This is a genomic window from Stutzerimonas stutzeri (assembly GCF_024448895.1).
Classification (GTDB): Bacteria; Pseudomonadota; Gammaproteobacteria; order Pseudomonadales; family Pseudomonadaceae; genus Stutzerimonas; species Stutzerimonas stutzeri_Q.
In genome coordinates, this window is the sequence record NZ_JAMOIC010000012.1 from 87,478 (window position 1) to 110,610 (window position 23,133).

The following is a 23,133-nucleotide window of genomic DNA, read 5'->3' on the forward strand; positions in this document are numbered from 1 at the left end:
TCATTCTTTGTTGACTGAATTGAGCAAGAATTTGCCGATCAGTTCTTCCAACACCAGAGACGACTGGGTATCGCGAATGGTATCGCCATCGCCAAGTGTCTCCTCCTCTCCGCCGACGCTGATACCGACGTATTTCTCACCCAACAGGCCAGCCGTTAGGATCGACGCGGTAGAGTCGGTCGGCAGGATATCGATATCCTTCTGAACTTCCAGGGTGACACGGCCTGTATAGCTCTCGCGATCAAGATCAATCGCAGTCACCTTGCCAATGGTCACGCCAGCCATGGTGACCTTGGATCTGACACTCAGACCGGCAATATTGTCGAAGTAGGCGTAAAGCTTGTAGGTATCGGCGCTATCGACGTTCAGCCCGCTCACGCGCAGCGATAGCAGCAGCAGGGCAAGAACGCCCGCGAGCAGAAACAAGCCAACACCAATTTCCAGGGTGCGGATACGCATCAAAAATCTCCAAACATCAACGCGGTCAGAATAAAGTCGAGGCCAAGTACGGCCAGCGAGGCGTAAACCACAGTCCGGGTGGTGGCGCGACTGATCCCTTCGGAGGTCGGCTCGCAGTCGTAGCCCTGGAATACCGCAATCCAGGTGACCACGACTCCAAACACCACACTCTTGAGGACGCCGTTGAGCACGTCCGTCGTGAAGACGACACTGTTCTGCATATTGGACCAGAACGAGCCGTCATAAACGCCGAGCCAATCCACAGCCACCATCGCCCCGCCCCAAATACCGACCACATTGAATATCACGGTCAGCAACGGAAGCGAGATGAAGCCCGCCCACAAACGCGGCGCAATTATGTATTTCAGCGGATCGACGCCAATCATTTCCAGGCTCGACAGCTGCTCGGTGGACTTCATGTTGCCGATCTCGGCAGCCAGCGCTGAGCCGGCACGCCCGGCAAACAGCAACGCCGTGACAACCGGCCCCAACTCACGCAACAGCGTAAGCGCAACCATCTGGCCGACCGCCTGCTCAGAGCCATAGCTACTGAGAATGCTGTAGCCCTGAAGGGCGAGGACCATGCCGATGAATATCCCCGAGACAACCACGATTGCCAGTGACAGCACACCCACTGAATAGAGCTGACGAATCAGTAGCGAAAATCGGTTGTCGAGGCCGCTTTGACCAAATAGCGCGTGAAACAGGAACACTGTCGCGCGGCCTTGAGCCGCCAACACATTCAAGCCGCCTTCACCGAACAGCCTGACTCGTTCAATCAGAGAACGTCTACGCATCGGCGCCTCGCAACAGATCATCGGCATACGCGGGTGCCGGGAAGTGGAAAGGCACAGGGCCATCCGCAGCACCCTTCATGAATTGTCTGATCCGCGGGTTGGTCGATTCGTGCAGCTCTGCCGGCGTACCCTGCCCCAGCACCTGGCCATCTCCAACCACGTAGATGTAGTCGGCGATGCTCGCGGTTTCGGCCAAGTCGTGAGAAACCACGATACTGGTGATGCCCAGCGCATCGGTTAGCAGCCGGATAAGCTGCACCAGAACGCCCATCGCAATCGGATCCTGGCCCGCAAAAGGCTCGTCGTACATGAGAATCTGCGGATCAAGCGCGATCGCACGCGCAAGCGCTACGCGACGCTTCATGCCACCGGAAAGCTCATCGGGCATCAACTCTATGGCTCCGCGCAGCCCTACTGCCTGCAGCTTCATGAGGACGATGTCCCTAATCATCTCTTCGGGCAGCTTGGTATGAACGCGCAACGGAAACGCAACGTTCTCGAAAACGTCGAGATCGGTAAACAAGGCGCCGCTCTGGAATAGAACGCCCATCTGCTTGCGCATATCAAACAGCTCGCGGCGCGACAACGTCGGAAGATTGGTTCCAGCCACCCAAACCTCTCCGCTGGTCGGCTTGAGCTGAGCAGCGATCAAACGCAGCAAGGTCGTCTTGCCACAGCCGGACGGGCCCATGATGGCCGTGACCTTCCCATGGGGGATGACAATATCGATGTTATTGAAAATGCTCCGCTCACCGCGCTGAAAGGTGACACCCTTCAGCTCGACGGCGTTAGCGTTGGCGGCGCTCATCGGATCTCCTCGGATACAGCTTGCGAATCTGACGCTCCCCGCCCTTACGGAGATACTTCGCAGAGCTGTTTTGGCGGCGCGAACTATAGCACTGCGCCGAGGGCACCCCAAGCTGGCGGCAGCAGCGCCCGCCGCCAGAGCGTGCAGTTGTTCAGCTTGAGTTCAGCTTCAAGCGCGACGATTACGACTGATGCTTTTCAGTGAGCGGCATCGGGTTTACCGCTATAATCCCGCGCTTTAATTCAGCCGATGAGATCGACATGAGCCAGAGCAGCCAGCTGATCGAGACTGCCCAGCGCACCATTCGCATGGAAACCGAAGCGGTCGAGCAACTCAAGACGCGCATCGACCACCACTTCGTCAAAGCATGCGAGCTCATTCTCCAATGTAAAGGTCGTGTCGTAGTCGTCGGGATGGGCAAGTCCGGTCACATCGGCAACAAGATCGCCGCCACACTTGCCAGCACCGGTACCACCGCATTCTTCGTTCACCCTGCCGAAGCCAGTCATGGCGATATGGGCATGATCACCCGGGACGACGTAGTCCTGGCCCTGTCCAATTCGGGCAGCACCAATGAGATCGTCACGCTGCTTCCACTGATCAAGCGGCTCGGCATCACACTGATCAGCATGACCGGCAATCCGGAATCCGTCCTGGCGAAGGCAGCCGAGGTCAACATTGATGCCAGCGTTGCCATCGAAGCCTGCCCGCTGAACCTCGCCCCGACTTCTTCGACCACCGTGAGCCTGGTGCTCGGTGATGCGCTGGCCATCGCGCTGCTGGAAGCGCGCGGTTTCACAGCGGAAGATTTCGCGTTCTCGCACCCGGGCGGCGCCCTGGGTCGACGCCTGCTGCTTAAAGTCGAACACGTCATGCATGCCGGGGAACGCCTGCCCTTGGTCAACCGCGGCACACCACTTCGCGAAGCGCTGCTGGAAATGACCCAGAAAGGGCTTGGGATGACAGCGGTAATCGAGACGGACGGCAGCCTCGCCGGGATTTTCACCGACGGTGATCTGCGGCGCACGCTGGATAAAGGCATCGACGTCCGCCAGGCCAACATCGACCAGGTGATGACGATCCATGGCAAGACCGCCCAGGCCGACATGCTTGCCGCCGAAGCACTGAAGATAATGGAAGACAACAAGATCAACGCACTCGTAGTGGTCGACGAGAACGATCGCCCGGTTGGCGCGTTGAACATGCATGATCTGCTACGTGCGGGAGTGATGTAAGTGAACGATCTGTTACGACGTGCAAGGGATATCCGCCTCGCCATCTTCGATGTCGACGGCGTACTCACAGACGGCAAACTCTATTTTCTGGTTGATGGCAGTGAGTTCAAGACCTTCAACACGCTCGACGGCCATGGCATCAAGATGCTTATCAACTCTGGAGTCCGCACCGCTATCATCAGTGGCCGAAAGACGCCGGTGGTCGAGCGGCGAGCGCAGAACCTGGGCATCCAGCATCTCTATCAAGGCCGCGAAGACAAGCTCGTAGTGCTCGATGAATTACTTGCAGAGCTTGGACTCGACTACGCTGAAGTCGCCTATCTGGGTGATGACCTGCCAGACTTGCCAGTGATCCGCCGTGTCGGGCTCGGCATGGCGGTTGCCAGCGCTGACGCCTTTGTCCGCCAGCACGCCCATGGGGTTACCACCGCTCGCGGCGGCGAAGGCGCAGCAAGGGAGTTCTGTGAACTGATCATGCGCGCCCAGGGCAGCCTTGAGGCCGCACAGGCCGCCTATCTCTAAGAGGTTTCAATGCTGAGCAAAATCCGCCTTCCTGCCATCCTGCTGCTGATCGCCCTGCTCCTGGTCGCGGTAGGCTATTGGAACATCCGCCCCGAAAGCTTCATGCAGGAGGCGCCGGTGGCCCAGGGCGAGGAATCTCCAATCGACTTCTACGTGATCAACTCACGAACCGTGCAGTACCAACCGGACGGCAAGCGCAATTACGAGCTGACAGCTGACAAGGTAGAGCACATCAAGGCAAGCGACGTCAGCCTGCTCACGCAACCTAACCTGCGATCCTATCGAGGCACCGAGCTGCCCTGGCATGTCACCAGCGATCGCGGCGAAGTGGGCCCGCAGGGTGAAGAAGTGGAGCTGATAGACAACGTGAGGATCGAGCGTACCGATACCAAGGGACGCGCGACCGTTGTCACTTCCAGCCGAATGACGGTGCTCCCCGAGAAGGATTATGCCGAGACCCGCCAACCCGTTAGAATCGTCGCCGCAAACGGCGTGACGACCGCTACAGGCATGAAAGCGTATCTAGACGAAGGCAGGATGCTCCTGCTATCCAATGTAAGAGGCCAGCATGAGCTGCGTTAAGACTCTCCCCCTCCTGATCGGTTTGAGCATTTTCCTGCTCGGCTCAAACGCCCATGCGCTGCCAGAGGACCGCAATCAGCCCATTCGCGTCCAGGCCGACACGGCAGAACTGGATGATCGCCAGGGCGTCGCCGTGTATCGCGGGGATGTCGTGATCACGCAGGGCACGATGAAGATAACCGGTGATACGGTCACGATCACCCAGAACGGCAACGGCGACGTCGAGGTTTTCACCTCCATCGGCAAGCCCGCCTACTACGAACAAAAGCCTTCAGCTGACAAGGAGATCGTCAAGGCGTACGGCTTGACGATTCAGTATTTCGCAGCGAACGAGCGAATCGTGCTGATTGACCAGGCAAAAGTCGTTCAGGAAGGCAACACCTTCGAGGGCGAGAAGATTGTCTACGACACCCAACGACAGATAGTGAATGCCGGACGTGCGACCAATACCGACGTCACGACGCCACGCCCTCGCGTGGACATGGTCATACAGCCGCGCAAGAAAGATGAGCCCGCAGCGGAGCAGACCGAGTAATGGCGATCCTCAAGGCTCAGCATTTGGCGAAGAGCTACAAGAGCCGGCAAGTCGTGCGCGATGTCAGCCTGTCCATAGAAAGCGGGCAGATCGTAGGCCTGCTGGGGCCCAACGGCGCGGGAAAGACCACATGCTTTTACATGATCGTCGGGCTGGTGAAAGCCGATCAAGGCCGCGTACTGATCGATGATCATGATGTGACACACCTTCCCATGCATGGCCGCGCCCGAGCTGGGATTGGCTATCTACCCCAGGAAGCATCGATCTTTCGCAAGCTGTCAGTTGCGGACAACATCATGGCGATTCTGGAAACCCGCAAGGATCTGGATCGCAGCGGGCGTCAACAGGCGCTTGAGGGGCTGTTGCAGGAGTTTCACATTCACCACATCCGCGACAGCCTCGGGATGAGCCTGTCCGGTGGCGAACGGCGTCGCGTCGAAATTGCCCGGGCCCTGGCCACCGCACCCAAGTTCATTCTTCTCGATGAACCTTTTGCCGGTGTTGACCCGATCTCGGTTGGTGACATCAAACAGATCATTCATCACCTGAAAGCCAAGGGCATCGGTGTTCTGATCACCGATCACAATGTCCGCGAGACATTGGATATCTGCGAGACTGCCTACATAGTCAACGACGGCCAGCTGATAGCTGAAGGGACGTCAGAAACCATCCTGGCCAACCAGTTGGTGAAAGACGTCTACCTCGGACACGAATTCAGACTTTGATAGCAATTTTTTCTACCGGGACGCTCATCTAGGGCTAGGCAAAGGCTTCGCCGGCAGGCATATAATTTGCTTACACCGGCGCGCGGCGCCAGCGAAATCGGAACAGGCGCGGTTGCGCCGGCAAACAAGGTTCGAAGTCCTCTGCCATGAAACCATCGCTAGTCCTGAAGATGGGCCAGCAGCTGACGATGACACCGCAGCTGCAACAAGCCATACGATTGCTCCAGCTATCCACGCTCGATCTCCAACAGGAGATTCAGGAGGCGCTGGATTCCAACCCGATGCTCGAGCGCGAAGAAGAAGGAGACGACTTCGACAACTCCGATCCGATGGCAGAGTCGATCGAGAAGAAAAGCGAGAGCCCATCGACTGATGCACCCGAGCAAAGCGAGCCGGACAATCATTATGAGGAACCCATCAACACGGTGGAGAACCTCGAGGAAGGCGACTGGGGCGACCGCATCCCCAATGAACTTCCTGTAGACACGGCCTGGGAAGATATCTACCAGACCAGCGCCAGCAGCCTGCCCAGCAATGACGATGATGAATGGGACTTCACCACCCGCACGTCATCCGGGGAAAGCCTGCAAAGTCATCTTCTCTGGCAACTCAACCTCGCCCCGATGAGCGACACCGATCGTCTCATCGCCGCCACCTTGATCGACTGCATCAACCCTCAAGGCTATCTCGACGAGACGCTCGAAGAGGTGCTCGAGTCGTTCGACCCCGAACTTGAGATCGAACTCGACGAAATCGAGGTGGTGCTGCGGCGCATTCAGCAGTTCGAGCCGGCGGGCATCGGCGCTCGCGACCTGCGTGAATGTCTGCTGTTGCAGTTACGCCAGCTGCCTGAGCGAACCGCCTGGCTGAGCGAGGCGATCAAGCTTGTCAGCGACCATCTGGACATTCTCGGCGGACGTGACTACAGCCTGCTGATGCGCCGCATGAAGCTCAAGGAAGACGAACTGCGCCAGGTCATCGATCTGATCCAAACGCTCAACCCCAGGCCAGGTTCGCAAATTGAAGCGGGCGAGCCGGAGTACGTCGTGCCGGACGTTATCGTACGCAAGCACAATGGCCGCTGGTTGGTCGAGCTGAATCAGGACGCGATGCCGCGACTTCGTGTCAACGCGCAATATGCTGGGTTCGTCAAACGCGCCGATTCCAGCGCGGACAATACCTTCATGCGTAACCAGCTTCAGGAAGCACGCTGGTTCATCAAGAGCCTGCTCAGCCGCAACGAAACTCTGATGAAGGTTTCCACGCAGATCGTCGAGCACCAGCGAGGCTTCTTCGAACACGGTGATGAAGCCATGAAGCCGCTTGTGCTGCATGACATTGCCGAAGCCGTGGGCATGCATGAGTCAACCATTTCGAGGGTTACTACTCAGAAATTCATGCACACGCCCCGCGGCATCTACGAGCTGAAGTATTTCTTTTCCAGCCATGTGAGCACGTCCGAGGGGGGTGAATGCTCATCCACCGCGATCCGGGCAATCATCAAAAAGCTGGTCGCGGCGGAAAACGCGAAAAAGCCATTGAGCGACAGCAAGATCGCTGGTTTACTGGAGGAACAGGGGATTCAGGTCGCACGCCGCACCGTCGCGAAGTACCGCGAATCACTCGGTATCGCGCCATCCAGCGAGCGCAAGCGGCTGATGTAACACCAGAGCACTGGTCGAGTTCTTCCGATGGCGGGCTTACAGGCCCACCAATCCGCATGTGGCAAAAGGAGACGCAGTATGCAAGTCAACATCACTGGCCTTCACCTGGAAATCACAGAACCCCTGCGTGACTACGTCGAGGAGAAATTCGAGCGGTTAGAACGGCATTTCGATCGCATCATCGCCGTTCAAGTCATTCTTCAAGTCGAGAAGCTGAGGCAGAAGGCCGAAGCAACCTTGCATGTAGCTGGCCGCGAAGTTGTTGCCAACGCCGAGCACAGCGACATGTACGCCGCGATCGACCTGCTCGCGGACAAGCTCGACCGGCAGCTCATCAAACACAAAGAAAAACAGCTCGACCACAATCAGGGCGCCCTGGCTCGCTGACCCATCATGATCCGAATTGAAAACATCCTGACCCCCGCACGTTCGCTCGTGAACGTGCCGGGCGGCAGCAAAAAACGCGTTCTCGAACAAATCGCCAAGGTGCTCGGCCGGGATCTACCGGACCTGGACGGCCAAGCTATTTTCGAAAGCTTCATTGCGCGCGAAAAGCTTGGCTCCACCGGTTTCGGGAACGGCATCGCCATTCCCCACTGTCGCATGTCCGGCTGTACGTCGCCGTTCAGTGCGGTGCTGCGGCTCGATGCTCCGGTGGATTTCGATGCAATTGACGGCGCGCCTGTCGATCTACTCTTCGTCTTGTTAGTGCCCGAAGCGGCGACTGATGAGCATCTGGAGTTGCTACGCCAGATTGCAAGCATGCTGGACCGCGAGGATGTTCGCGAGCGCCTTCGCATGGCAACTTCGGGACAGGACCTGTATCAGGCGGTCGTCGATATTCAGAGCGGTCGCTAGCGGAGCGGCACTCCCGCCGCGACGCTCAGTGAGGAAAAAGACGTGCCCCCCAACTATCCGCACCTGCCCCTGAATAATTGCACGCCGACCGACGTTCGGCTCGTGAACAGTGCCATGCCGAGCGACGGCCCGCGATGCGCCTGATCATCGTCAGCGGCCGTTCCGGCTCCGGCAAGAGCACCGCGCTGAACGTGCTTGAGGACAACGGCTTCTATTGCATCGACAACCTGCCCGCCGGCCTTCTACCGGAACTGGCCGAGCGCGCCTTGCTGCATACCGAACTGCTGCAGCCTCAGGTGGCGGTATCCATTGATGCACGCAATCTTCCCAGCCATCTCAAGCGCTTCCCGGAACTGCTAGAGGATGTGCGAGCGCGCTATATACAGTGTGATGTGCTGTATCTCGATGCGGCTGACGAAACACTGCTGAAACGGTTTTCGGAGACTCGGCGACGACATCCGCTGACCAATGAGAACCGATCATTAGCCGAAGCCATTCATGACGAAGAGCTGCTTCTGGCGCCGATCATCGATCACGCTGACCTCAAGATCGACACCACGCACCTGAACCTCTATCAGTTGCGAGATACCCTCAAGCTGCGCCTGCTGAACAAGCCCGAACCGGGCACGGCGTTTCTGTTCGAGTCATTTGGCTTCAAACGCGGCATGCCCGTCGATGCCGATCTGGTGTTCGACGTTCGCTGCCTGCCCAATCCTTACTGGAAAGCGGACCTGCGTGATTTTTCCGGACTGGACCAACCCGTCATCGATTACCTTGCCACGCAGGCCGATGTCGAAGAGATGTTCCAGGACATCTTTGCCTACCTGAGCAAATGGCTACCGCGTTTCGCGGCCAGTAACCGTGCCTACGTTACAGTCGCCATCGGCTGCACGGGCGGACATCATCGTTCGGTCTATCTGGCAGAGCGCCTAGGCCAGGCGCTGCGAGATCCTTTGAAGAATGTCCAGGTACGCCACCGCGACCTGGCCTAGGAATACACATGCCTTCGTGCGATATCACCATCATCAACAAGCTGGGCCTGCATGCCCGCGCTGCGGCCAAGTTCGTCGGTGTCGCCAACCGGTTCCCCTGTGACATTCGGATAGGGCGTTGCGCAGACAGCCTCGTTGACGGCAAGAGCATCATGGCCGTCATGATGCTCGCTGCCAGCAAAGGAACCACCTTGCACCTGCGCGCAGAGGGCGAACAGGAGCAAGAGGCGATCAGCGCACTGATCGCCCTGATCGATGATTATTTCGAAGAAGGCGAATAGCGACTGGCTGTTGCTTTCTACTGTCCCGCCACCTTCATCCGCTCGATCAGCACCGACCCTGTGTGAATACTGCTGCGGGTTTCGACATCGCAGCCCACCGCAACGATCTGCCGGAACATGTCCCGCAGATTGCCGGCAATGGTGACTTCCTGTACCGGAAACTGGATCACTCCATTTTCCACCCAGAAACCACCAGCACCGCGCGAATAGTCCCCGGTTACGAGGTTCAGTCCCTGCCCCATCAGCTCGGTCACGAGCAAACCGCGGTCCATCCGGCGGATCAGTGCGGCCTGATCTTCATCGCCATGGGTTACGAAGAGGTTGTGCACGCCTCCCGCGTTGGCGGTACTCGGCATGCCCAGCTTGCGTCCTGAGTAGGTGCCCAACACGTAGGAAAGCAGCCTGCCATTCTCAACGAAAGGCTTGGCATAGGTCGCCAGCCCATCACCGTCATAAGCTGAACTCGCCAAACCGCGCGGCAGGTGGGGACGCTCATCGAGGTTGAGCCACTCGGGGAAAAGCGTCTGGCCCAGCGCGTCCTCCAGGTAGGAGGACTTGCGATAGAGATTGCCGCCGGAAATCGCAGCGAGGAAATGACCGAACAGCCCTGTGGCAAGCTCTGATGAGAACAGAACCGGCACATCACAAGTAGGGACAGGCCGAGCACCCAGGCGGCGTACAGCCCGCTCTGCAGCGCGCCGGCCAATGGATTCGGCCGAAGCAAGGTCTGCGGCCACGCGACTGACGTCGTAGTGGTAGTCGCGCTGCATCTGTCCATCAGCCTCAGCGATCATCACGCAGCTGAGGCTGTGACGCGAACTGCAGTAGGCTCCGATGAATCCATTGCTGTTGCCGTACCCGCGGCAGCCCTGATGAGTGCTCACGCTGGTGCCGTCGGCATTCAGAATGCGCTTGTCGGTTGCGAAAGCCGCTGCCTCGCAGCTGAGGGCCAACTCCACGGCCGCGTCCGGGGATATGCCCCAGGGGTGGTAGAGATCCAGATCAGGCAGATCTTTTGCCATCAGCGCTGGATCGGCTAGCCCTGCAAATTCATCTTCGGATGCATGCTTGGCAATCGCCAACGCAGCCGCAACGGTTTCGCGTATGGCTTCATCGCCGCTGCCGGTGGTGCTGGCCGAGCCTTTTCGCTGACCGACGTACAGGGTAATGCCGAAGCCCTGATCACGATTGAACTCGACCGTTTCTACCTCGCGCTGGCGGACAGTGGTCGACAGACCCTGCTCCATCGAGACGGATACCTCGCAGGCACTGGCGCCCTGGCGGCTGGCCTCATCGATGATTCGTGCGATCTTCTCGCGCAATCCAGGCAAGGCGTGCGGCCCGATGCCATCCACTTCACTCATAAAAACTCCGACAACTGATTCGACAATTCGCAGCCCACGGTGCTCGGCAAGCCCCGCAGCAAGGCTGCTGTTATCATGGCGGCATTCCCTACTGGACCAGCCCCATGTCTGATACTTCCGATCTCGACGGCTTCGAGGAAAAAAGCAAAACCCAGGTAAAGCGTGAACTGCATGCGCTGCAGGATCTGGGTGAACGCCTCACAACCCTCAAGCCCGACGTGCTAGACCGTCTGCCCCTGACTGATGCGCTGCGCAAGGCCCTTGCTGATTCGGCCAAGCACACCGCGCACATTGCCCGCAAACGTCACCTTCAATACATCGGCAAACTGATGCGCGATCAGGACATCGAGGGCATCCTTGCCCTCGTCGACCAGCTCGATGCCTCTACTCGTCAGTACAACGAACGCTTCCATGCGCTAGAGCGCTGGCGAGATCGCCTGATCGCTGGTAACGATGAAACCCTTGAAGCCTTCGTCACTGAATACCCTGAAACCGATCGCCAGCACTTGCGTGGGCTGATACGTCATGCCCAGCACGAAGCGGCGCGAAACAAGCCGCCGGCCGCCAGCCGCAAGATTTTCAAATACATCCGCGAGCTGGACGAAACCCGACGCGGCCTAAGGTAGGCGCAACGAGCTGAAGGCGGGAATTACGCAACCTCAGCTCTCCGGCCTTCATCTCAACCGCCCGTACCACCGACCGTGATGCCGTCGATCTTCAGGGTCGGTTGACCGACCCCGACGGGCACTGACTGGCCATCTTTGCCGCAGGTGCCGACTCCGCTGTCAAGTGCGAGGTCGGTGCCGACCATGGAAACCTTGTTCATCACTTCCGGCCCGTTGCCGATCAAGGTAGCGCCTTTCACCGGAGCGGTGATCTTGCCGTCCTCGATCAAATAGGCCTCACTGGTGGAAAACACGAACTTGCCACTTGTGATGTCCACCTGCCCTCCACCGAGACTCGCACAGTAGATCCCCTTCTTTACCGAACGGATGATCTCTTCAGGGTCACTTTCGCCCGCCAGCATGTACGTGTTGGTCATTCGAGGCATTGGTAGGTGGGCATAGGATTCGCGCCGACCATTACCAGTAGGGGCGACCCCCATCAGACGCGCATTGAGTTTGTCCTGGATATAGCCCTTCAGAATCCCGTTCTCGATCAAGGTGGTGCACTGCGTCGGCGTACCTTCGTCATCGACGCTCAGCGAGCCACGCCGATCAGCCAGGGCCCCGTCATCGACAATGGTGCACAGCTTGGAGGCGACCTGCTGACCGATCCGCCCGCTGTATGCCGAACTGCCCTTGCGATTGAAGTCGCCTTCAAGTCCATGCCCAACTGCTTCGTGCAGCAATACGCCGGACCAGCCTGGACCCAGCACCACCGGCAGCGTGCCGGCAGGCGCCGCTTTGGCTTCGAGATTGACCAGTGCCTGCCGCAGCGCTTCACGCGCATAACCCATCGCACGGTCTTCGGTGAGGAAGTAGTCGTATCCGGTGCGCCCGCCACCGCCCTGCCCGCCGCGCTCGCGACGACCATTCTGCTCGACAATTACACTTACATTGAAGCGCACCAGGGGGCGGATGTCGGCGGCCATGATGCCGTCCAGCCCCGCTACCAGAATGTGTTCCCAGACACCCGCCAGGCTCACCGTCACCTGCTTGATGCGCGGGTCCAGCGCGCGGGTAGCGAGATCTATCCGCTTGAGCAGCTCGACCTTCTCAGCCCGGCCCAGTCCGTCTAGCGGGTTGTCCTGGCTGTATAGCGGTGAGAACGCAGCCTTCGACAGCACTTGTACACGGCCCTGCTGACCGCCACGGGCGATTGACCGAGCGGCCTCTGCAGCCTGGCGCAACGCATCGGCGGTGATCGCATTGCTGTATGCGAAGCCGGTCTTTTCCCCGGACAGCGCGCGGACGCCCACGCCTTGCTCCAGGTGAAAACTACCCTCTTTGACGATGCCATCTTCCAGTACCCAGGATTCGGTTACCTGGTCCTGAAAGTACAGGTCGGCCGCATCGATACCGGGACCGGCCAACTCGCCAAGAAAACCCGGCAGATCTTCAAGCCCCAGACCTCCCGGGGTCAGCAAGCGCTCAGTGACGGGTAACAACAGTTCACTCATATCTACTCCAAAGTGCCCGAGACAATATGGGGCTCGGTAAATCGGCGATGATTCAGCACCGGCATACGCTGGCGCGCATCAGCCTGTTCAGCAGTGTCTCGGTCGGCAACCAGGGCCGCTTCGCCAGTCGCCTGCTCATGCAGCACGCGCCCCCAGTAATCCACGATAGACGAATGCCCGTAGGTCGATCGTCCGCCAGGGTGTTCACCCCCCTGGGCTGCGGCCAGCATATAGCATTGCGTCTCGATAGCCCGCGTGCGTATCAACATCTCCCAATGTGCCTGCCCTGTAACCGTGGTGAAAGCCGACGGAGCGCTGATCAGTTCAGCACCAGCCAGGCGCAGCGCCGAGTACAGCTCAGCAAAACGCAGGTCATAACAGACGGTCATTCCCAGGCGACCTACGGGAGTATCGACCACAACCAGACGGTCTCCGGCGGCATAATTGTCCGACTCACGATAGTGCCCGCGAGCATCGCTGACATCCGCATCGAACAGATGCAGCTTGTCATACCGAGCCACGCGACTCCCCTGGTCATCGACCAACAGCGAACACGCCCTGACCATCGCCTGCGGTTGATCATCCGGGGGCAGCGGCAGCGTGCCGGCGACGATCCATAACCTGAGGTCGGTCGCGACCTGTTTCAACCATGGCAGGATCGGCCCAGTGCCATCGGCTTCGGCCCGACCGACTGCAGACAGATCCGCACGGCCCATGGCTGCAAAGTTTTCTGGCAGCACCGCAAGCCGCGCACCACCCTCTGCCGCGCGCTCTAACAGCTGCCTGGCGGAGGAAAGGTTGATCCCGATGTCGGCCTGACTGGTCATCTGAATAACGGCGAGGCTCATGCTTGAATGCCTTTATCGCGATCAGCCCGCGTATTCAGTGCGATCAATTGGGCTTTTCGAAAGGTTTATCGAAGGTGATTTTCGGCGCCTGCCACGGCCCCTCGACGTTGTACTGCACGGTTGCAAAGCGGGCGACCCGGTCTCCCAGCAATTTGTCGACCACGAAAAGCGCGCCACCGATGGCTGGAGCGCCGACGATCAGCGCCGCCAGCGGCAGGTTATTACTGACAGGCAGTGTCACTAATAGCTTGGCGTCGATCCGATCATTGACCAGATCCAGCTTGCCATCCAGCTCCAGATTGCTGGACGGCCCGGCAACAGTCAGCGGTTCGGAGGTCAGAAACACACCGTTGGTGGCACGCAACTGCGCCTTGATCCGGTCATAACTCAGCCCCTTGCTAAAGAGGTCAGAAAAATCCAGCCGCAGACGTCGGCCAATCGAATCGAAATTGAGCAGACCGAATATCCGCAACGCCTGAGCGCCGCCGTCAACTTCACGAAGCTGTCCTTTGCGCAGCCGGGCGTCAAGCGTGCCGGACAACCGATTGAGGCCGAAGAAAGCGGGGGAGCCAGGCCAGCTGCCGTCTACATCGAGACGAAAATCCTCGCTGGTCGTCGAAGGAGCGAAGCCCCATGCCAGCAACACGTCAGCGAGGTCCTGCCCCTGTAGTCGTCCCCTGTACCAGGTGCGCGATTGCTCCCAGCCGCCGGCGCCGCCAAGCTTAAGCCCCTTGAGATCGAAATTCAGATCGGAGAACAAGACGCCGTCGCTACTCGGGCGCATTTTCAAGGATCCCGCTCCCAGCAACTCGTCGCCTCTCAGCAGCTCAGCGACGGCAACATCCATCGCAGGCAAATCTTTCGGATTCACACCTTCCAGAGCGTCGTGAGGGGGCACCTGAGGATCACTCTCCTCAGCCGGAGGCAGACGCAAGCGGGATAGATTCAGCGCAATGGGTTCAGCCTCTGCGTCAGGTAGCAGGACGGTCCCATCGACCGTAGTGCTCTGCAATCCCAGCAACCAGGCCGCGTTACGACGCTGCAAGTCGACGCCAAGATTGTCCACTTGGCTGCCGAACCCGGTGAACGTGCCGATATCCAGACGAGCACGACGCAATAGCGATGCGCCCTCCTTGCCCGCTTGCGCTCCGCCATGATCGCTAAGCACAGCCTGCCATTCGCCAAGATCGAACTGCGGCAGGCGACCACGCACATAAAACCCCTGATCGGTCCGCAGATTGGCCGCGCCACCACCCAGAACAAGCTCACCACCACCCGCGCCCCAATCATTAGCTGGCGCCACGAATGTCGCTGCAGCCAAGCTGCCATGCCGAAGCGTATAGCGCTGCCGCTCCCCTCCCAAGGTCATTCTCAGGGTGGTATCGCGCCGCTCCTCGGCTTTCTTGCCGAACGGCGCGGGAAGCGCCATCTCAGTGCCAATCAGCGAGGAATCGAGCTGCAGCAGGTTCTCGGCTTCATCCAGTGATAGCGTCATTCTGAGCGGCAACGCGCCAGAGGCAGGCAAGTTCTGCTCAAACTTTTGCCACGTCAGGAGAGGCTGCAAACCGATGGTGCCTGTCGCTTCTATCCGGGTGGACGGGCTACCTGTTCGGCCTGTCGCTATGGCCTTGCCCTCGACTTGCGCGCCCAGGGTTCGGCCCCGGAATGCACTCGCGCTGAAGCCCTCGTCACTGTCATAGCGAAAGTCGCCAGCCAGTCCATCAATCTGCAGATTTGCCTGCTCAATGAAAAGCCACGCATCGCTGCTGGAAAAATCGACCGCGACATGTGGGCGGTTACCCTTGGCCAGGGGTATGCCCAGCCGAAGCGATCCGCTCATGGCGCCGTCACCCCGCCAGCCAGCAAAAATTTCGCCAGTGCCGATAGGGGCCACCTGCATCAGCGTCACTGCATCGCGCAGGTGACCGTCTACCTGACCTTCGATATCCAGGGTGAGTGCTGTATCGCTGCCGCCAAGAGGTATATGGGCAGTAGCATCATGGACCCGGCTGTCGAGCATGCGCGCCTCGGCAAGCCGTACCCGAACGCCGCTGTTTTCAATCAGCACCTCTGCCCGGCCGTCACGTAGCACCGGCCAGCCCGGCTGGAATGCCAACTCGGCGTCATGCACCTTGAAATACAGGCTCAAGCTGCGGGCGGCTTTACCAGCGCCTTTGCTGATCGCGCCCTGGTACTGGAAATAGCCCTGCTCGACAGTGCCGCTGCGTATCGCCGAATTGAGCCATTCGCTCAGCGCAGGGCTCAACGCAGCTGATGTCGGCAAGTACTTCTGGGTGAAGCGGGCATCGCCATCGCTGATACCGACTCTAAGGTCCATGTAGTCCTCAGCTTCGGGGTCTCGCATCAGGCGAATCAGGAAATCACCTGCGATGTGTCCCTCCTCGCCTTCGACCTGCAGGTAAGGCGCAACAAGGGTGAACGCCGCCTCATCGAGGCTCCACCGCAAGCTGCCGCGCGCGCGCGGGTAGTCCCACGGCTGTGCAAACAGCTGCGCGAGGTGCAATGCGAAGTCACGGTTATCGAAACGCAGCTCACCGCCCCCAAGGTCACCTCGGATCTCGCCGGAAACGTTACGCACGCCGGGGATCCAGTTATGGTCGGCGATGCTTACCGCATCCAGATTACCCGTGAACGCGAGCCGCTCGGACCCAGACAGGGCGGGCCTGTAGTTGAACTGCAGATTGCGCAAGGTTCCACTGGGTGCGAGGCCCAATAGGTACTCCTTCGCCACGTCCGGCAGAGGCGCCAAGGCATGAATCAGTTCCGCCAATGGGGCAACGGCGATGCGGTCGGTCTGCAAATGCCAGCGATTTTCCGCGAGGTGCTGCTCGATAAGCAGCGTGGTATCCCGCCAACGTTCCTCACCGAACGTGAAAGCCAGACCCCCAAGTTGCAAACGGTAGCCATCGTCCGCGCGATCGAGGAAAGCTGTAACGGCCAGGTCGTCGATCTGCACCGCATCACGATCCTGCTGGGCAAGCTGCAAGGCAGGCGCATTCAAGCGAGCCACAGCGCGCGAGACCTTTCGGTCACGCCAGTCTATCCACAGTTCTCCTCCGGCCTTGAGCTGCTTCAACTCCCAGTTCGGGAGCAGGCGTTCTGGCACCCAGGCAGCCCAGTCGCTCTGCGGCAGGCTCAGATAGACTTTAGCGTCGCTGGCCTGCCAGTCGGACGGCTGTACCTGCGCATCGGCATGCAGGCTCACTGGCTGGCCGTCAGGCAGCAGCACCTGCCCATCCAGCCGCAAATGCTCGCCAACGGTACGCAATTGCAGGCTGGCGTAGGTGAGCGTCAAAGGCGCTGCGGCGTGGGGTTCGACGGTTAGCTGGCTGTCGAGCAGTCTCAGATCACGAATCTTCTGCAATTCCGCGAACAGCTTCTGTATGTCAGCCGGCTCTTTATCCTCGCGATTGCGATCAGGAAGCCCAGCTACACGCCACTTCCCTTCCGCGCCCTGCACCAAACTGAGCTGGACGCCGCTGAACTCCATTGTGCTCAGGCGCAGCTGGCGGGCTAGGAGACTGGACAAGACGTCGGGAACCAGTGCCAGACGATCAAGCCGCACCGCTGATTCCTCATCACCGATCATCACATCATGCGCGAGAATCTGCGGTGAAAACCTATCCCAGCGGCCTTCAAGGTTACCAAGGACTACTGGCATTCCGAGCAGCTCGCGCGCCTTGTCCTGAACTTCGGGGCGATACTCGGCAACCAAGGGCACGAGTTGCCGCCCAAGGCTGACGTACAAGGCAAGCAGCATCAAACAGATCGCAGCCAGCCAGAGGCTGCGACGGAGGAAAACGAGAACAAGGGCCAGGAGCCGACTCATACCGATATGCTCCGCGCGTGCGGGCCCCGATGGCCAAGCTTGCATCTATTCAGAGCAGCACCACGTCGTACTGTTCCTGGGAATACATGGTTTCAACCTGGAATTTGATCGAGCGGCCTATAAAACTCTCGAGATCGGCCACGTTGCCGGATTCCTCGTCCAGTAACCGGTCGATGACCTTCTGGTTCGCCAGCACACGGTAACCTTCGGGCTGATAGGCCCGCGCCTCGCGAAGGATTTCACGGAAGATCTCATAGCAGACCGTTTCGGGAGTTTTCAGCTTGCCGCGTCCCTGGCAGCACATGCAGGGCTCGCACAGGATTTGCTCCAGACTCTCGCGCGTACGTTTGCGGGTCATCTGCACCAGGCCCAACTCGGTGATTCCGATGATGTTGGTTTTGGCGTGGTCACGTTCGAGCTGCTTTTCCAGCGTCCGCAGTACCTGGCGGCGATGCTCCTCGTCTTCCATGTCGATGAAGTCGATGATGATGATCCCCCCGATGTTGCGCAGCCGCAGCTGGCGCGCAATAGCGGTGGCAGACTCGAGGTTGGTCTTGAAGATGGTTTCTTCGAGCGTTCGATGACCGACAAACGCGCCAGTGTTGACGTCGATAGTAGTCATCGCCTCGGCCGGATCGATGATCAGATAGCCGCCGGATTTGAGCATGACCTTGCGCTCGAGGGCCTTCTGGATCTCGTCCTCGACGCTGTAGAGATCGAAGATGGGCCGCTCGCCGGGGTAATGCTCCAGGTGCTCGCCAAGTTCAGGCATCAGCTCGCCCACGAACTGGCTGACCTTCTGGAAATTCTCCCGTGAGTCGATTCGAATCTTTTCGATTCGCGGATTGACCAGGTCACGGAGCGTACGCATGGCCAGCGAGAGATCTTCATAGATGACCGATGGTGCACCGGCGGTCTTGATCTGCCCGTCTATCTGCTCCCACAGACGGCGCAGGTAACGGATGTCCATGAGAATCTCGTCGCTACCGGCGCCTTCCGCTGCGGTACGCAGGATGAAACCGCCGGTTTCCTTGATGCCTTCGGCTGCGATGCACTCAGCGACGACCTGTTTGAGACGCTCCCGCTCGGCCTCGTCCTCGATACGCAGCGAAATGCCGACGTGGCTGGTCTTAGGCATGTAGACGAGGTAACGCGAGGGTATCGACAACTGGGTCGTTAGCCGGGCGCCCTTGGTGCCGATCGGATCCTTGGTGACCTGCACGACCAGTGCCTGACCGTCATGAACCAACGCGCTGATGGGTTCGACGGCATTGCCTTCACGGCTGGAAATCTCAGAGGCATGGATGAACGCAGCACGCTCCAGACCGATATCGACGAACGCCGCCTGCATGCCCGGGAGTACCCGGACCACCTTGCCTTTGTAGATATTGCCAACAATGCCCCGGCGCTGGGTGCGCTCGACGTGCACCTCCTGCAGGACACCGTTCTCCACCACCGCCACCCGCGATTCCATTGGGGTGATGTTCATCAGAATTTCTTCGCTCATTGTTATTCTCGGCCGATGGCGTGGGGTAAAGCAGCCGAAGCTGACGAGTTGGCTCGATTCTAACGGCATAAGCCGCCAATCCACAGGCTCTAGACTGAGCTTTTAGTCCAGTAGGCGACCCCATGTGCATTGAGCATCTGTGCCGTCTCGCATAACGGCAGGCCAACCACGGCCGAATAACTGCCCTCGAGCCCTGCGACAAAGACCGCGCCCCAGCCCTGTATGCCATAGCTGCCGGCCTTGTCCCGTGGCTCGCCGCTGGCCCAGTAGGCCTCAGCTTCGTCGTCGCAAATGTGCCGGAAGCGCACCCGACTGGTGACGAGTCGCACGGTGCAACCCGAATTGCTGGCGAGCGCGATGGCTGTCATCACCTGATGCTCGCGTCCAGACAGCGCCTGCAGCGTGGCCAGCGCATCCGCTTTATCAGTCGGCTTGCCCAGAATTCGCTGATCGAGCACGACGGTGGTATCGGCACCCAGCACGCAAGCCGAACTGTCCTCGAGCTGCGCAAGACCCGCCAGCGCCTTCTCCCGCGCCAAGCGCTGAACATAGACGTCGGCGGGCTCCGACTCGATTGGTGTCTCATCGATTGATACGGAAAGCAGCGAAAACGGGACGCCGATCTGAGTCAAAAGCTCGCGGCGTCGCGGGGATGCAGAAGCGAGATACAAGGCAGGCATGCCAGCTCCTAAGGGAAACAGAGCGAAGCAGATTCGCATATCCAGCGGCGCCCCGGTAGCCGCGCGACCGAGGCGAAGGGAGCGTCAATAGACGTTGAAGCGCCGCCTCGCCCATTCCAGCGCGACGAATACCCACGGCCAGAGCAGCGCGCTCACGGGTACCGGAACCAGAAACAGCAATGTGGGCGGACGGTTACCGGTAAGTGTGCTGAGCCACAGGTGGACAAGTTGCCCGAGACCCAGCAGCACAAGCAGCACCAGGCTCTGCTGCAGCAGCGGAAACATGCGCAAACGCTGCTGAAGACTAAGCACCAGAAAGGTAATCAGGATAAGAGGTAAGCCGTTCTGACCGAGCAAGGTACCCGAGAGTACATCCAGCATCAGCCCGAAGAAGAATGCCGCTCCCATGCCGCCCCGGTGAGGCAAGGCAATGGCCCAGTAGGCGATGAACATTCCGAGCCAGAGCGGTCGAGCCAGCCCGAAGCTCTGTGGCATTGGCGCCACGCTGAGCAGCAGCGCGACCAGAAGCGACAGCCAGATGACCCAACCATTATTGAGGCGTCCGTTAATCATGGACGCACCTCGGGAGCTGGCGCCGGCGTGCCGGCACCTGCCGGGGCGGGATCAGGCGCTTGAGGCGCGGGCGCAGCTTCCGGCGGAACCGATTCGCCGGTCTGCTCTGCCGCTTCGCGGTCGGCTGTTTCCTGAGCCTCGGCCGCTGCAGTCGCCCGCTCTTCAGGGCTGCGGGAGTCACTGAAGACCAGTAGCAGGTAACGACTACGATTGAGCATCGCAGTGGGAATGGCGCGCACGATCAGAAAGGGTTGTCCGGAGCCACGCACCACTTCGGTTACCTGCGCCACCGGATAGCCGCTGGGAAAGCGCTGACCCAGACCGGAACTGACCAACAGATCGCCTTCCTTGATATCGGCTGTCTCGGCGACATGGCGCAACTCGAGGTAATCCGGACTACCCGTGCCGACTGCAATGGCGCGCAGGCCGTTGCGATTGACCTGCACCGGGATGCTATGGGTCACGTCGGTCAACAACAGTACGCGAGCGGCATAGGGCATGACTTCCACTACCTGCCCCATCAGACCGCTTGCATCCAGCACCGGCTGGCCGAGGAACACACCGTCGCGCTCGCCCTTGTCGATCAGAATGCGATGGGTAAAAGGGTTGGGGTCCAGCCCGATAAGCTCGCTGACAATCACCTTGTCGTCGACCAATGCAGCGGAGTTCAGCAATTCGCGCAAGCGCACGTTCTGCTCAGTGAGCATCGCCAGTCGTTGCAGGCGACGCTGCATGAGTAACGCCTCGGCCTTGAGCTTCTCATTCTCGGCGACAAGGCTGGTGCTGCTGCTGATCTGCTCGGTTGTCCGCTGCCATGTGCGTACCGGCAAATCAGCCAGCCAGTAGAAGGGAGTCAGCACCAGCCCCATTTGGCTGCGAATCGGCTTGAGTGCTTCGAAGCGAGCGTCGACCACCATCAGCGCGACACAAAGCACGGTGAGCACCAGCAGGCGAACGCCGAGCAAAGGGCCTTTGGCGAATAGTGGTTTGATGGGCGGGTCCTCGCAGCTGCAGGCTTCAAACTAAACGCGACAAGCCGAGAGCAGAGCAACTCTGCTATCGGCTTGCGCTTGGAGCTTACCGCTTGTCACTCACTCCGTGGAGAGCAAGTCCATGGCGTGACGGTCCATCATTTCCAGTGCTCGCCCGCCGCCGCGTGCCACACAGGTCAACGGCTCTTCGGCCACGATCACCGGCAATCCGGTTTCCTGAGCCAGCAGTTTGTCCAGATCACGCAATAGCGCACCGCCGCCAGTCAGCACCAGGCCGCGCTCGGCGATGTCGGAGGCGAGCTCCGGCGGGGATTGCTCCAACGCGCTCTTGACCGCCTGAACGATGGTCGCCAGAGACTCCTGCAGCGCTTCGAGCACCTCGTTGGAGTTGAGTGTGAAGCTACGTGGAACGCCTTCTGCCAGGTTGCGGCCGCGCACGTCGACTTCACGCACGTCGCTGCTTGGGAAAGCGGTGCCGATCTCCTGCTTGATGCGTTCGGCGGTGGATTCACCAATCAGGCTGCCGTAGTTGCGGCGTACGTAGGTGACGATGGATTCGTCGAAACGATCGCCGCCGACACGCACGGATTCGGCATATACCACGCCGTTCAGAGAGATAAGCGCGATCTCGGTGGTGCCACCGCCGATGTCGACGACCATGGAACCGCGAGCCTCGTCTACCGGCAGACCCGCGCCAATGGCAGCAGCCATGGGCTCTTCGATCAGGAAGACTTCGCGCGCTCCGGCACCCAGGGCGGACTCACGAATGGCACGACGCTCGACCTGGGTGGATTTACACGGTACGCAGATCAACACGCGGGGGCTGGGTTGCAGAAAGCTGTTTTCATGAACCTTGTTGATGAAGTACTGCAGCATCTTTTCGCAGACGCTGAAATCGGCGATCACGCCATCTTTCATCGGGCGGATGGCGTTAATGTTGCCCGGTGTACGCCCAAGCATCCGCTTGGCGTCGGTACCCACAGCCACAACACTTTTCTGGTTGCCATGAGTACGGATGGCGACGACCGAAGGCTCGTTCAGGACGATGCCGCGATCGCGCACATAAATGAGGGTATTGGCAGTGCCCAGGTCGATCGACAAATCGCTGGAAAACATGCCACGCAGTTTCTTGAACATGGGAAAAGGGCCCTGGGGCAAACGCGTGGGGAAAAAAGTGCCGCAAACTCTAACAATGGTGCGAACTTAGGGCAAGGCGAGAGTCCGCGGCAAACGGGCCATACGTGAGCCATTGCGCTAAAAATGCACAACAGTGAAAAGCCCGGCAAGCCGCAGCCGCGCTACCGGGAACCCCCTCAGGCATGTAAGATTGACGGCTTTTCCGGGCTCGAATGCCCACCGCTGCGGCTCGAACCCGCCGCCCCTCGTCACGCTTTGCCGACGAAAGGCGCACCCGACTCGCTTCCCGCTGGAGAATCCCGATGGCGCTTGAACGCTCCGAGGTGGAAAAGATCGCTCATCTGGCCCGCCTGGGTCTGAATGAAGACGACCTGCCCCGCACCACCGAGACCCTGAACAACATCCTTGGCCTCATCGATCGGATGCAGGCCGTGGACACCACCGGCATCGAGCCACTGGCTCATCCGCTGGAAACTCATCAGCGTCTGCGCGCCGATACCGTTACCGAGAGCAATCAGCGCGACGCCTACCAGGCCATCGCCCCGGCCGTGGAAAACGGCTTGTATCTGGTTCCGCGGGTAATCGAGTAATGAAGGACCTCG

24 protein-coding genes are annotated in these 23,133 nt (G+C 59.6%); 12 read left to right on the forward strand and 12 right to left on the reverse strand.

All coding sequences use genetic code 11. The annotated features are described in order from the left end of the window. From mlaD to NA619_RS15350, 3 genes are read right to left on the reverse strand one after another with little or no spacing between them, the layout of a single operon-like run. Positions 1-459, reverse strand: a complete 459-nt coding sequence (gene mlaD / locus NA619_RS15340) for an outer membrane lipid asymmetry maintenance protein MlaD (protein ID WP_255962709.1) — start codon at positions 457-459, stop codon at positions 1-3. Next, positions 459-1,256 carry a lipid asymmetry maintenance ABC transporter permease subunit MlaE gene (gene mlaE / locus NA619_RS15345; RefSeq protein WP_255962710.1) on the reverse strand — a complete coding sequence of 266 codons (798 nt, stop codon included), beginning with the start codon at positions 1,254-1,256 and terminating at the stop codon, positions 459-461. Before mlaE ends, mlaD begins: the two co-directional genes overlap by 1 nt. After that, entirely contained in the window at positions 1,249-2,064 is an 816-nt protein-coding gene (locus tag NA619_RS15350) for an ATP-binding cassette domain-containing protein (RefSeq protein WP_255962711.1), read from the reverse strand. Before NA619_RS15350 ends, mlaE begins: the two co-directional genes overlap by 8 nt. 260 nt (positions 2,065-2,324) lie before the next feature. On the opposite strand from NA619_RS15350, the gene NA619_RS15355 reads away from it, so the two are divergent. The 10 genes from NA619_RS15355 to NA619_RS15400 all read left to right on the forward strand — a co-directional run bounded on the left by NA619_RS15355 (position 2,325) and on the right by NA619_RS15400 (position 9,458). Beyond that, positions 2,325-3,299, forward strand: a complete 975-nt coding sequence (locus NA619_RS15355) for a KpsF/GutQ family sugar-phosphate isomerase (protein WP_272891787.1) — start codon at positions 2,325-2,327, stop codon at positions 3,297-3,299. Then, positions 3,300-3,821, forward strand: a complete 522-nt coding sequence (locus tag NA619_RS15360) for a KdsC family phosphatase (RefSeq protein WP_255962712.1) — start codon at positions 3,300-3,302, stop codon at positions 3,819-3,821. It abuts the gene before it with no gap. 9 nt (positions 3,822-3,830) lie between these two features. Continuing rightward, entirely contained in the window at positions 3,831-4,403 is a 573-nt protein-coding gene (gene lptC, locus NA619_RS15365; RefSeq protein ID WP_255962713.1) for an LPS export ABC transporter periplasmic protein LptC, read from the forward strand. Next, entirely contained in the window at positions 4,390-4,938 is a 549-nt protein-coding gene (gene lptA, locus NA619_RS15370; RefSeq protein ID WP_255962714.1) for a lipopolysaccharide transport periplasmic protein LptA, read from the forward strand. Before lptC ends, lptA begins: the two co-directional genes overlap by 14 nt. Next, positions 4,938-5,663: an LPS export ABC transporter ATP-binding protein gene (gene lptB, locus NA619_RS15375; protein WP_255962715.1), complete on the forward strand. Its 726-nt coding sequence runs from the start codon at positions 4,938-4,940 to the stop codon at positions 5,661-5,663. The genes lptA and lptB overlap by 1 nt, the downstream gene beginning before the upstream one ends. A 146-nt stretch (positions 5,664-5,809) precedes the next feature. After that, complete coding sequence (locus tag NA619_RS15380) at positions 5,810-7,327, forward strand: RNA polymerase factor sigma-54 (protein ID WP_255962716.1); 1,518 nt, start codon at positions 5,810-5,812, stop codon at positions 7,325-7,327. A gap of 78 nt (positions 7,328-7,405) precedes the next feature. Further along, positions 7,406-7,714: a ribosome hibernation-promoting factor, HPF/YfiA family gene (hpf, locus tag NA619_RS15385; protein WP_255962717.1), complete on the forward strand. Its 309-nt coding sequence runs from the start codon at positions 7,406-7,408 to the stop codon at positions 7,712-7,714. 6 nt (positions 7,715-7,720) lie between these two features. Then, positions 7,721-8,185, forward strand: coding sequence for a PTS IIA-like nitrogen regulatory protein PtsN (ptsN, locus tag NA619_RS15390; RefSeq protein WP_255962718.1), 465 nt, complete (start codon positions 7,721-7,723; stop codon positions 8,183-8,185). A gap of 134 nt (positions 8,186-8,319) precedes the next feature. Further along, entirely contained in the window at positions 8,320-9,177 is an 858-nt protein-coding gene (gene rapZ, locus NA619_RS15395; protein WP_255962719.1) for an RNase adapter RapZ, read from the forward strand. 8 nt (positions 9,178-9,185) lie between these two features. Further along, the gene (locus NA619_RS15400) at positions 9,186-9,458 is read left to right on the forward strand and encodes an HPr family phosphocarrier protein (RefSeq protein ID WP_255962720.1); all 273 of its coding nucleotides are present in this window, start codon (positions 9,186-9,188) and stop codon (positions 9,456-9,458) included. 17 nt (positions 9,459-9,475) lie between these two features. On the opposite strand, the gene pmbA is transcribed toward NA619_RS15400, so the two are convergent. Then, on the reverse strand, positions 9,476-10,822 hold the full coding sequence (pmbA, locus tag NA619_RS15405) for a metalloprotease PmbA (RefSeq protein ID WP_255962721.1): 1,347 nt from the start codon (positions 10,820-10,822) through the stop codon (positions 9,476-9,478). A gap of 104 nt (positions 10,823-10,926) precedes the next feature. On the opposite strand from pmbA, the gene yjgA reads away from it, so the two are divergent. Continuing rightward, complete coding sequence (gene yjgA / locus NA619_RS15410) at positions 10,927-11,448, forward strand: ribosome biogenesis factor YjgA (RefSeq protein ID WP_255962722.1); 522 nt, start codon at positions 10,927-10,929, stop codon at positions 11,446-11,448. A 53-nt stretch (positions 11,449-11,501) separates the two neighbouring features. Here yjgA and tldD read toward each other — a convergent pair whose 3' ends face one another. The 8 genes from tldD to mreB form a co-directional block, all read right to left on the reverse strand. After that, positions 11,502-12,944, reverse strand: a complete 1,443-nt coding sequence (gene tldD, locus NA619_RS15415) for a metalloprotease TldD (protein WP_255962723.1) — start codon at positions 12,942-12,944, stop codon at positions 11,502-11,504. A 2-nt stretch (positions 12,945-12,946) separates the two neighbouring features. After that, the gene (locus NA619_RS15420; RefSeq protein WP_255962724.1) at positions 12,947-13,792 is read right to left on the reverse strand and encodes a carbon-nitrogen hydrolase family protein; all 846 of its coding nucleotides are present in this window, start codon (positions 13,790-13,792) and stop codon (positions 12,947-12,949) included. A 43-nt stretch (positions 13,793-13,835) separates the two neighbouring features. Then, positions 13,836-17,642, reverse strand: a complete 3,807-nt coding sequence (locus tag NA619_RS15425; RefSeq protein WP_255962725.1) for a YhdP family protein — start codon at positions 17,640-17,642, stop codon at positions 13,836-13,838. 49 nt (positions 17,643-17,691) lie between these two features. Then, positions 17,692-19,149, reverse strand: coding sequence for a ribonuclease G (rng, locus tag NA619_RS15430; protein WP_255962726.1), 1,458 nt, complete (start codon positions 19,147-19,149; stop codon positions 17,692-17,694). A gap of 89 nt (positions 19,150-19,238) precedes the next feature. Beyond that, complete coding sequence (locus NA619_RS15435) at positions 19,239-19,829, reverse strand: Maf family protein (RefSeq protein ID WP_255962727.1); 591 nt, start codon at positions 19,827-19,829, stop codon at positions 19,239-19,241. Positions 19,830-19,913: 84 nt separating this feature from the next. Continuing rightward, positions 19,914-20,402, reverse strand: coding sequence for a rod shape-determining protein MreD (gene mreD / locus NA619_RS15440; protein WP_255962728.1), 489 nt, complete (start codon positions 20,400-20,402; stop codon positions 19,914-19,916). Continuing rightward, the gene (gene mreC, locus NA619_RS15445; protein WP_423836839.1) at positions 20,399-21,367 is read right to left on the reverse strand and encodes a rod shape-determining protein MreC; all 969 of its coding nucleotides are present in this window, start codon (positions 21,365-21,367) and stop codon (positions 20,399-20,401) included. The genes mreD and mreC overlap by 4 nt, the downstream gene beginning before the upstream one ends. Positions 21,368-21,493: 126 nt before the next feature. After that, the gene (gene mreB / locus NA619_RS15450) at positions 21,494-22,531 is read right to left on the reverse strand and encodes a rod shape-determining protein MreB (RefSeq protein WP_122168235.1); all 1,038 of its coding nucleotides are present in this window, start codon (positions 22,529-22,531) and stop codon (positions 21,494-21,496) included. 302 nt (positions 22,532-22,833) lie between these two features. On the opposite strand from mreB, the gene gatC reads away from it, so the two are divergent. Further along, positions 22,834-23,121 carry an Asp-tRNA(Asn)/Glu-tRNA(Gln) amidotransferase subunit GatC gene (gatC, locus tag NA619_RS15455; RefSeq protein ID WP_255962729.1) on the forward strand — a complete coding sequence of 96 codons (288 nt, stop codon included), beginning with the start codon at positions 22,834-22,836 and terminating at the stop codon, positions 23,119-23,121. The last annotated feature ends 12 nt before the right edge of the window (positions 23,122-23,133 follow it).

Bases quoted from the DNA above. Each gene is read 5' to 3' on its own strand.
- mlaD (WP_255962709.1), bottom strand. From the start codon at position 459: ATGCGTATCCGCACCCTGGAAATTGGTGTTGGCTTGTTTCTGCTCGCG.
- mlaE (WP_255962710.1), bottom strand. From the start codon at position 1,256: ATGCGTAGACGTTCTCTGATTGAACGAGTCAGGCTGTTCGGTGAAGGC.
- NA619_RS15350 (WP_255962711.1), bottom strand. From the start codon at position 2,064: ATGAGCGCCGCCAACGCTAACGCCGTCGAGCTGAAGGGTGTCACCTTT.
- NA619_RS15355 (WP_272891787.1), top strand. From the start codon at position 2,325: ATGAGCCAGAGCAGCCAGCTGATCGAGACTGCCCAGCGCACCATTCGC.
- lptC (WP_255962713.1), top strand. From the start codon at position 3,831: ATGCTGAGCAAAATCCGCCTTCCTGCCATCCTGCTGCTGATCGCCCTG.
- lptA (WP_255962714.1), top strand. From the start codon at position 4,390: ATGAGCTGCGTTAAGACTCTCCCCCTCCTGATCGGTTTGAGCATTTTC.
- lptB (WP_255962715.1), top strand. From the start codon at position 4,938: ATGGCGATCCTCAAGGCTCAGCATTTGGCGAAGAGCTACAAGAGCCGG.
- NA619_RS15380 (WP_255962716.1), top strand. From the start codon at position 5,810: ATGAAACCATCGCTAGTCCTGAAGATGGGCCAGCAGCTGACGATGACA.
- hpf (WP_255962717.1), top strand. From the start codon at position 7,406: ATGCAAGTCAACATCACTGGCCTTCACCTGGAAATCACAGAACCCCTG.
- ptsN (WP_255962718.1), top strand. From the start codon at position 7,721: ATGATCCGAATTGAAAACATCCTGACCCCCGCACGTTCGCTCGTGAAC.
- rapZ (WP_255962719.1), top strand. From the start codon at position 8,320: ATGCGCCTGATCATCGTCAGCGGCCGTTCCGGCTCCGGCAAGAGCACC.
- NA619_RS15400 (WP_255962720.1), top strand. From the start codon at position 9,186: ATGCCTTCGTGCGATATCACCATCATCAACAAGCTGGGCCTGCATGCC.
- pmbA (WP_255962721.1), bottom strand. From the start codon at position 10,822: ATGAGTGAAGTGGATGGCATCGGGCCGCACGCCTTGCCTGGATTGCGC.
- yjgA (WP_255962722.1), top strand. From the start codon at position 10,927: ATGTCTGATACTTCCGATCTCGACGGCTTCGAGGAAAAAAGCAAAACC.
- tldD (WP_255962723.1), bottom strand. From the start codon at position 12,944: ATGAGTGAACTGTTGTTACCCGTCACTGAGCGCTTGCTGACCCCGGGA.
- NA619_RS15420 (WP_255962724.1), bottom strand. From the start codon at position 13,792: ATGAGCCTCGCCGTTATTCAGATGACCAGTCAGGCCGACATCGGGATC.
- NA619_RS15425 (WP_255962725.1), bottom strand. From the start codon at position 17,642: ATGAGTCGGCTCCTGGCCCTTGTTCTCGTTTTCCTCCGTCGCAGCCTC.
- rng (WP_255962726.1), bottom strand. From the start codon at position 19,149: ATGAGCGAAGAAATTCTGATGAACATCACCCCAATGGAATCGCGGGTG.
- NA619_RS15435 (WP_255962727.1), bottom strand. From the start codon at position 19,829: ATGCCTGCCTTGTATCTCGCTTCTGCATCCCCGCGACGCCGCGAGCTT.
- mreD (WP_255962728.1), bottom strand. From the start codon at position 20,402: ATGATTAACGGACGCCTCAATAATGGTTGGGTCATCTGGCTGTCGCTT.
- mreB (WP_122168235.1), bottom strand. From the start codon at position 22,531: ATGTTCAAGAAACTGCGTGGCATGTTTTCCAGCGATTTGTCGATCGAC.
- gatC (WP_255962729.1), top strand. From the start codon at position 22,834: ATGGCGCTTGAACGCTCCGAGGTGGAAAAGATCGCTCATCTGGCCCGC.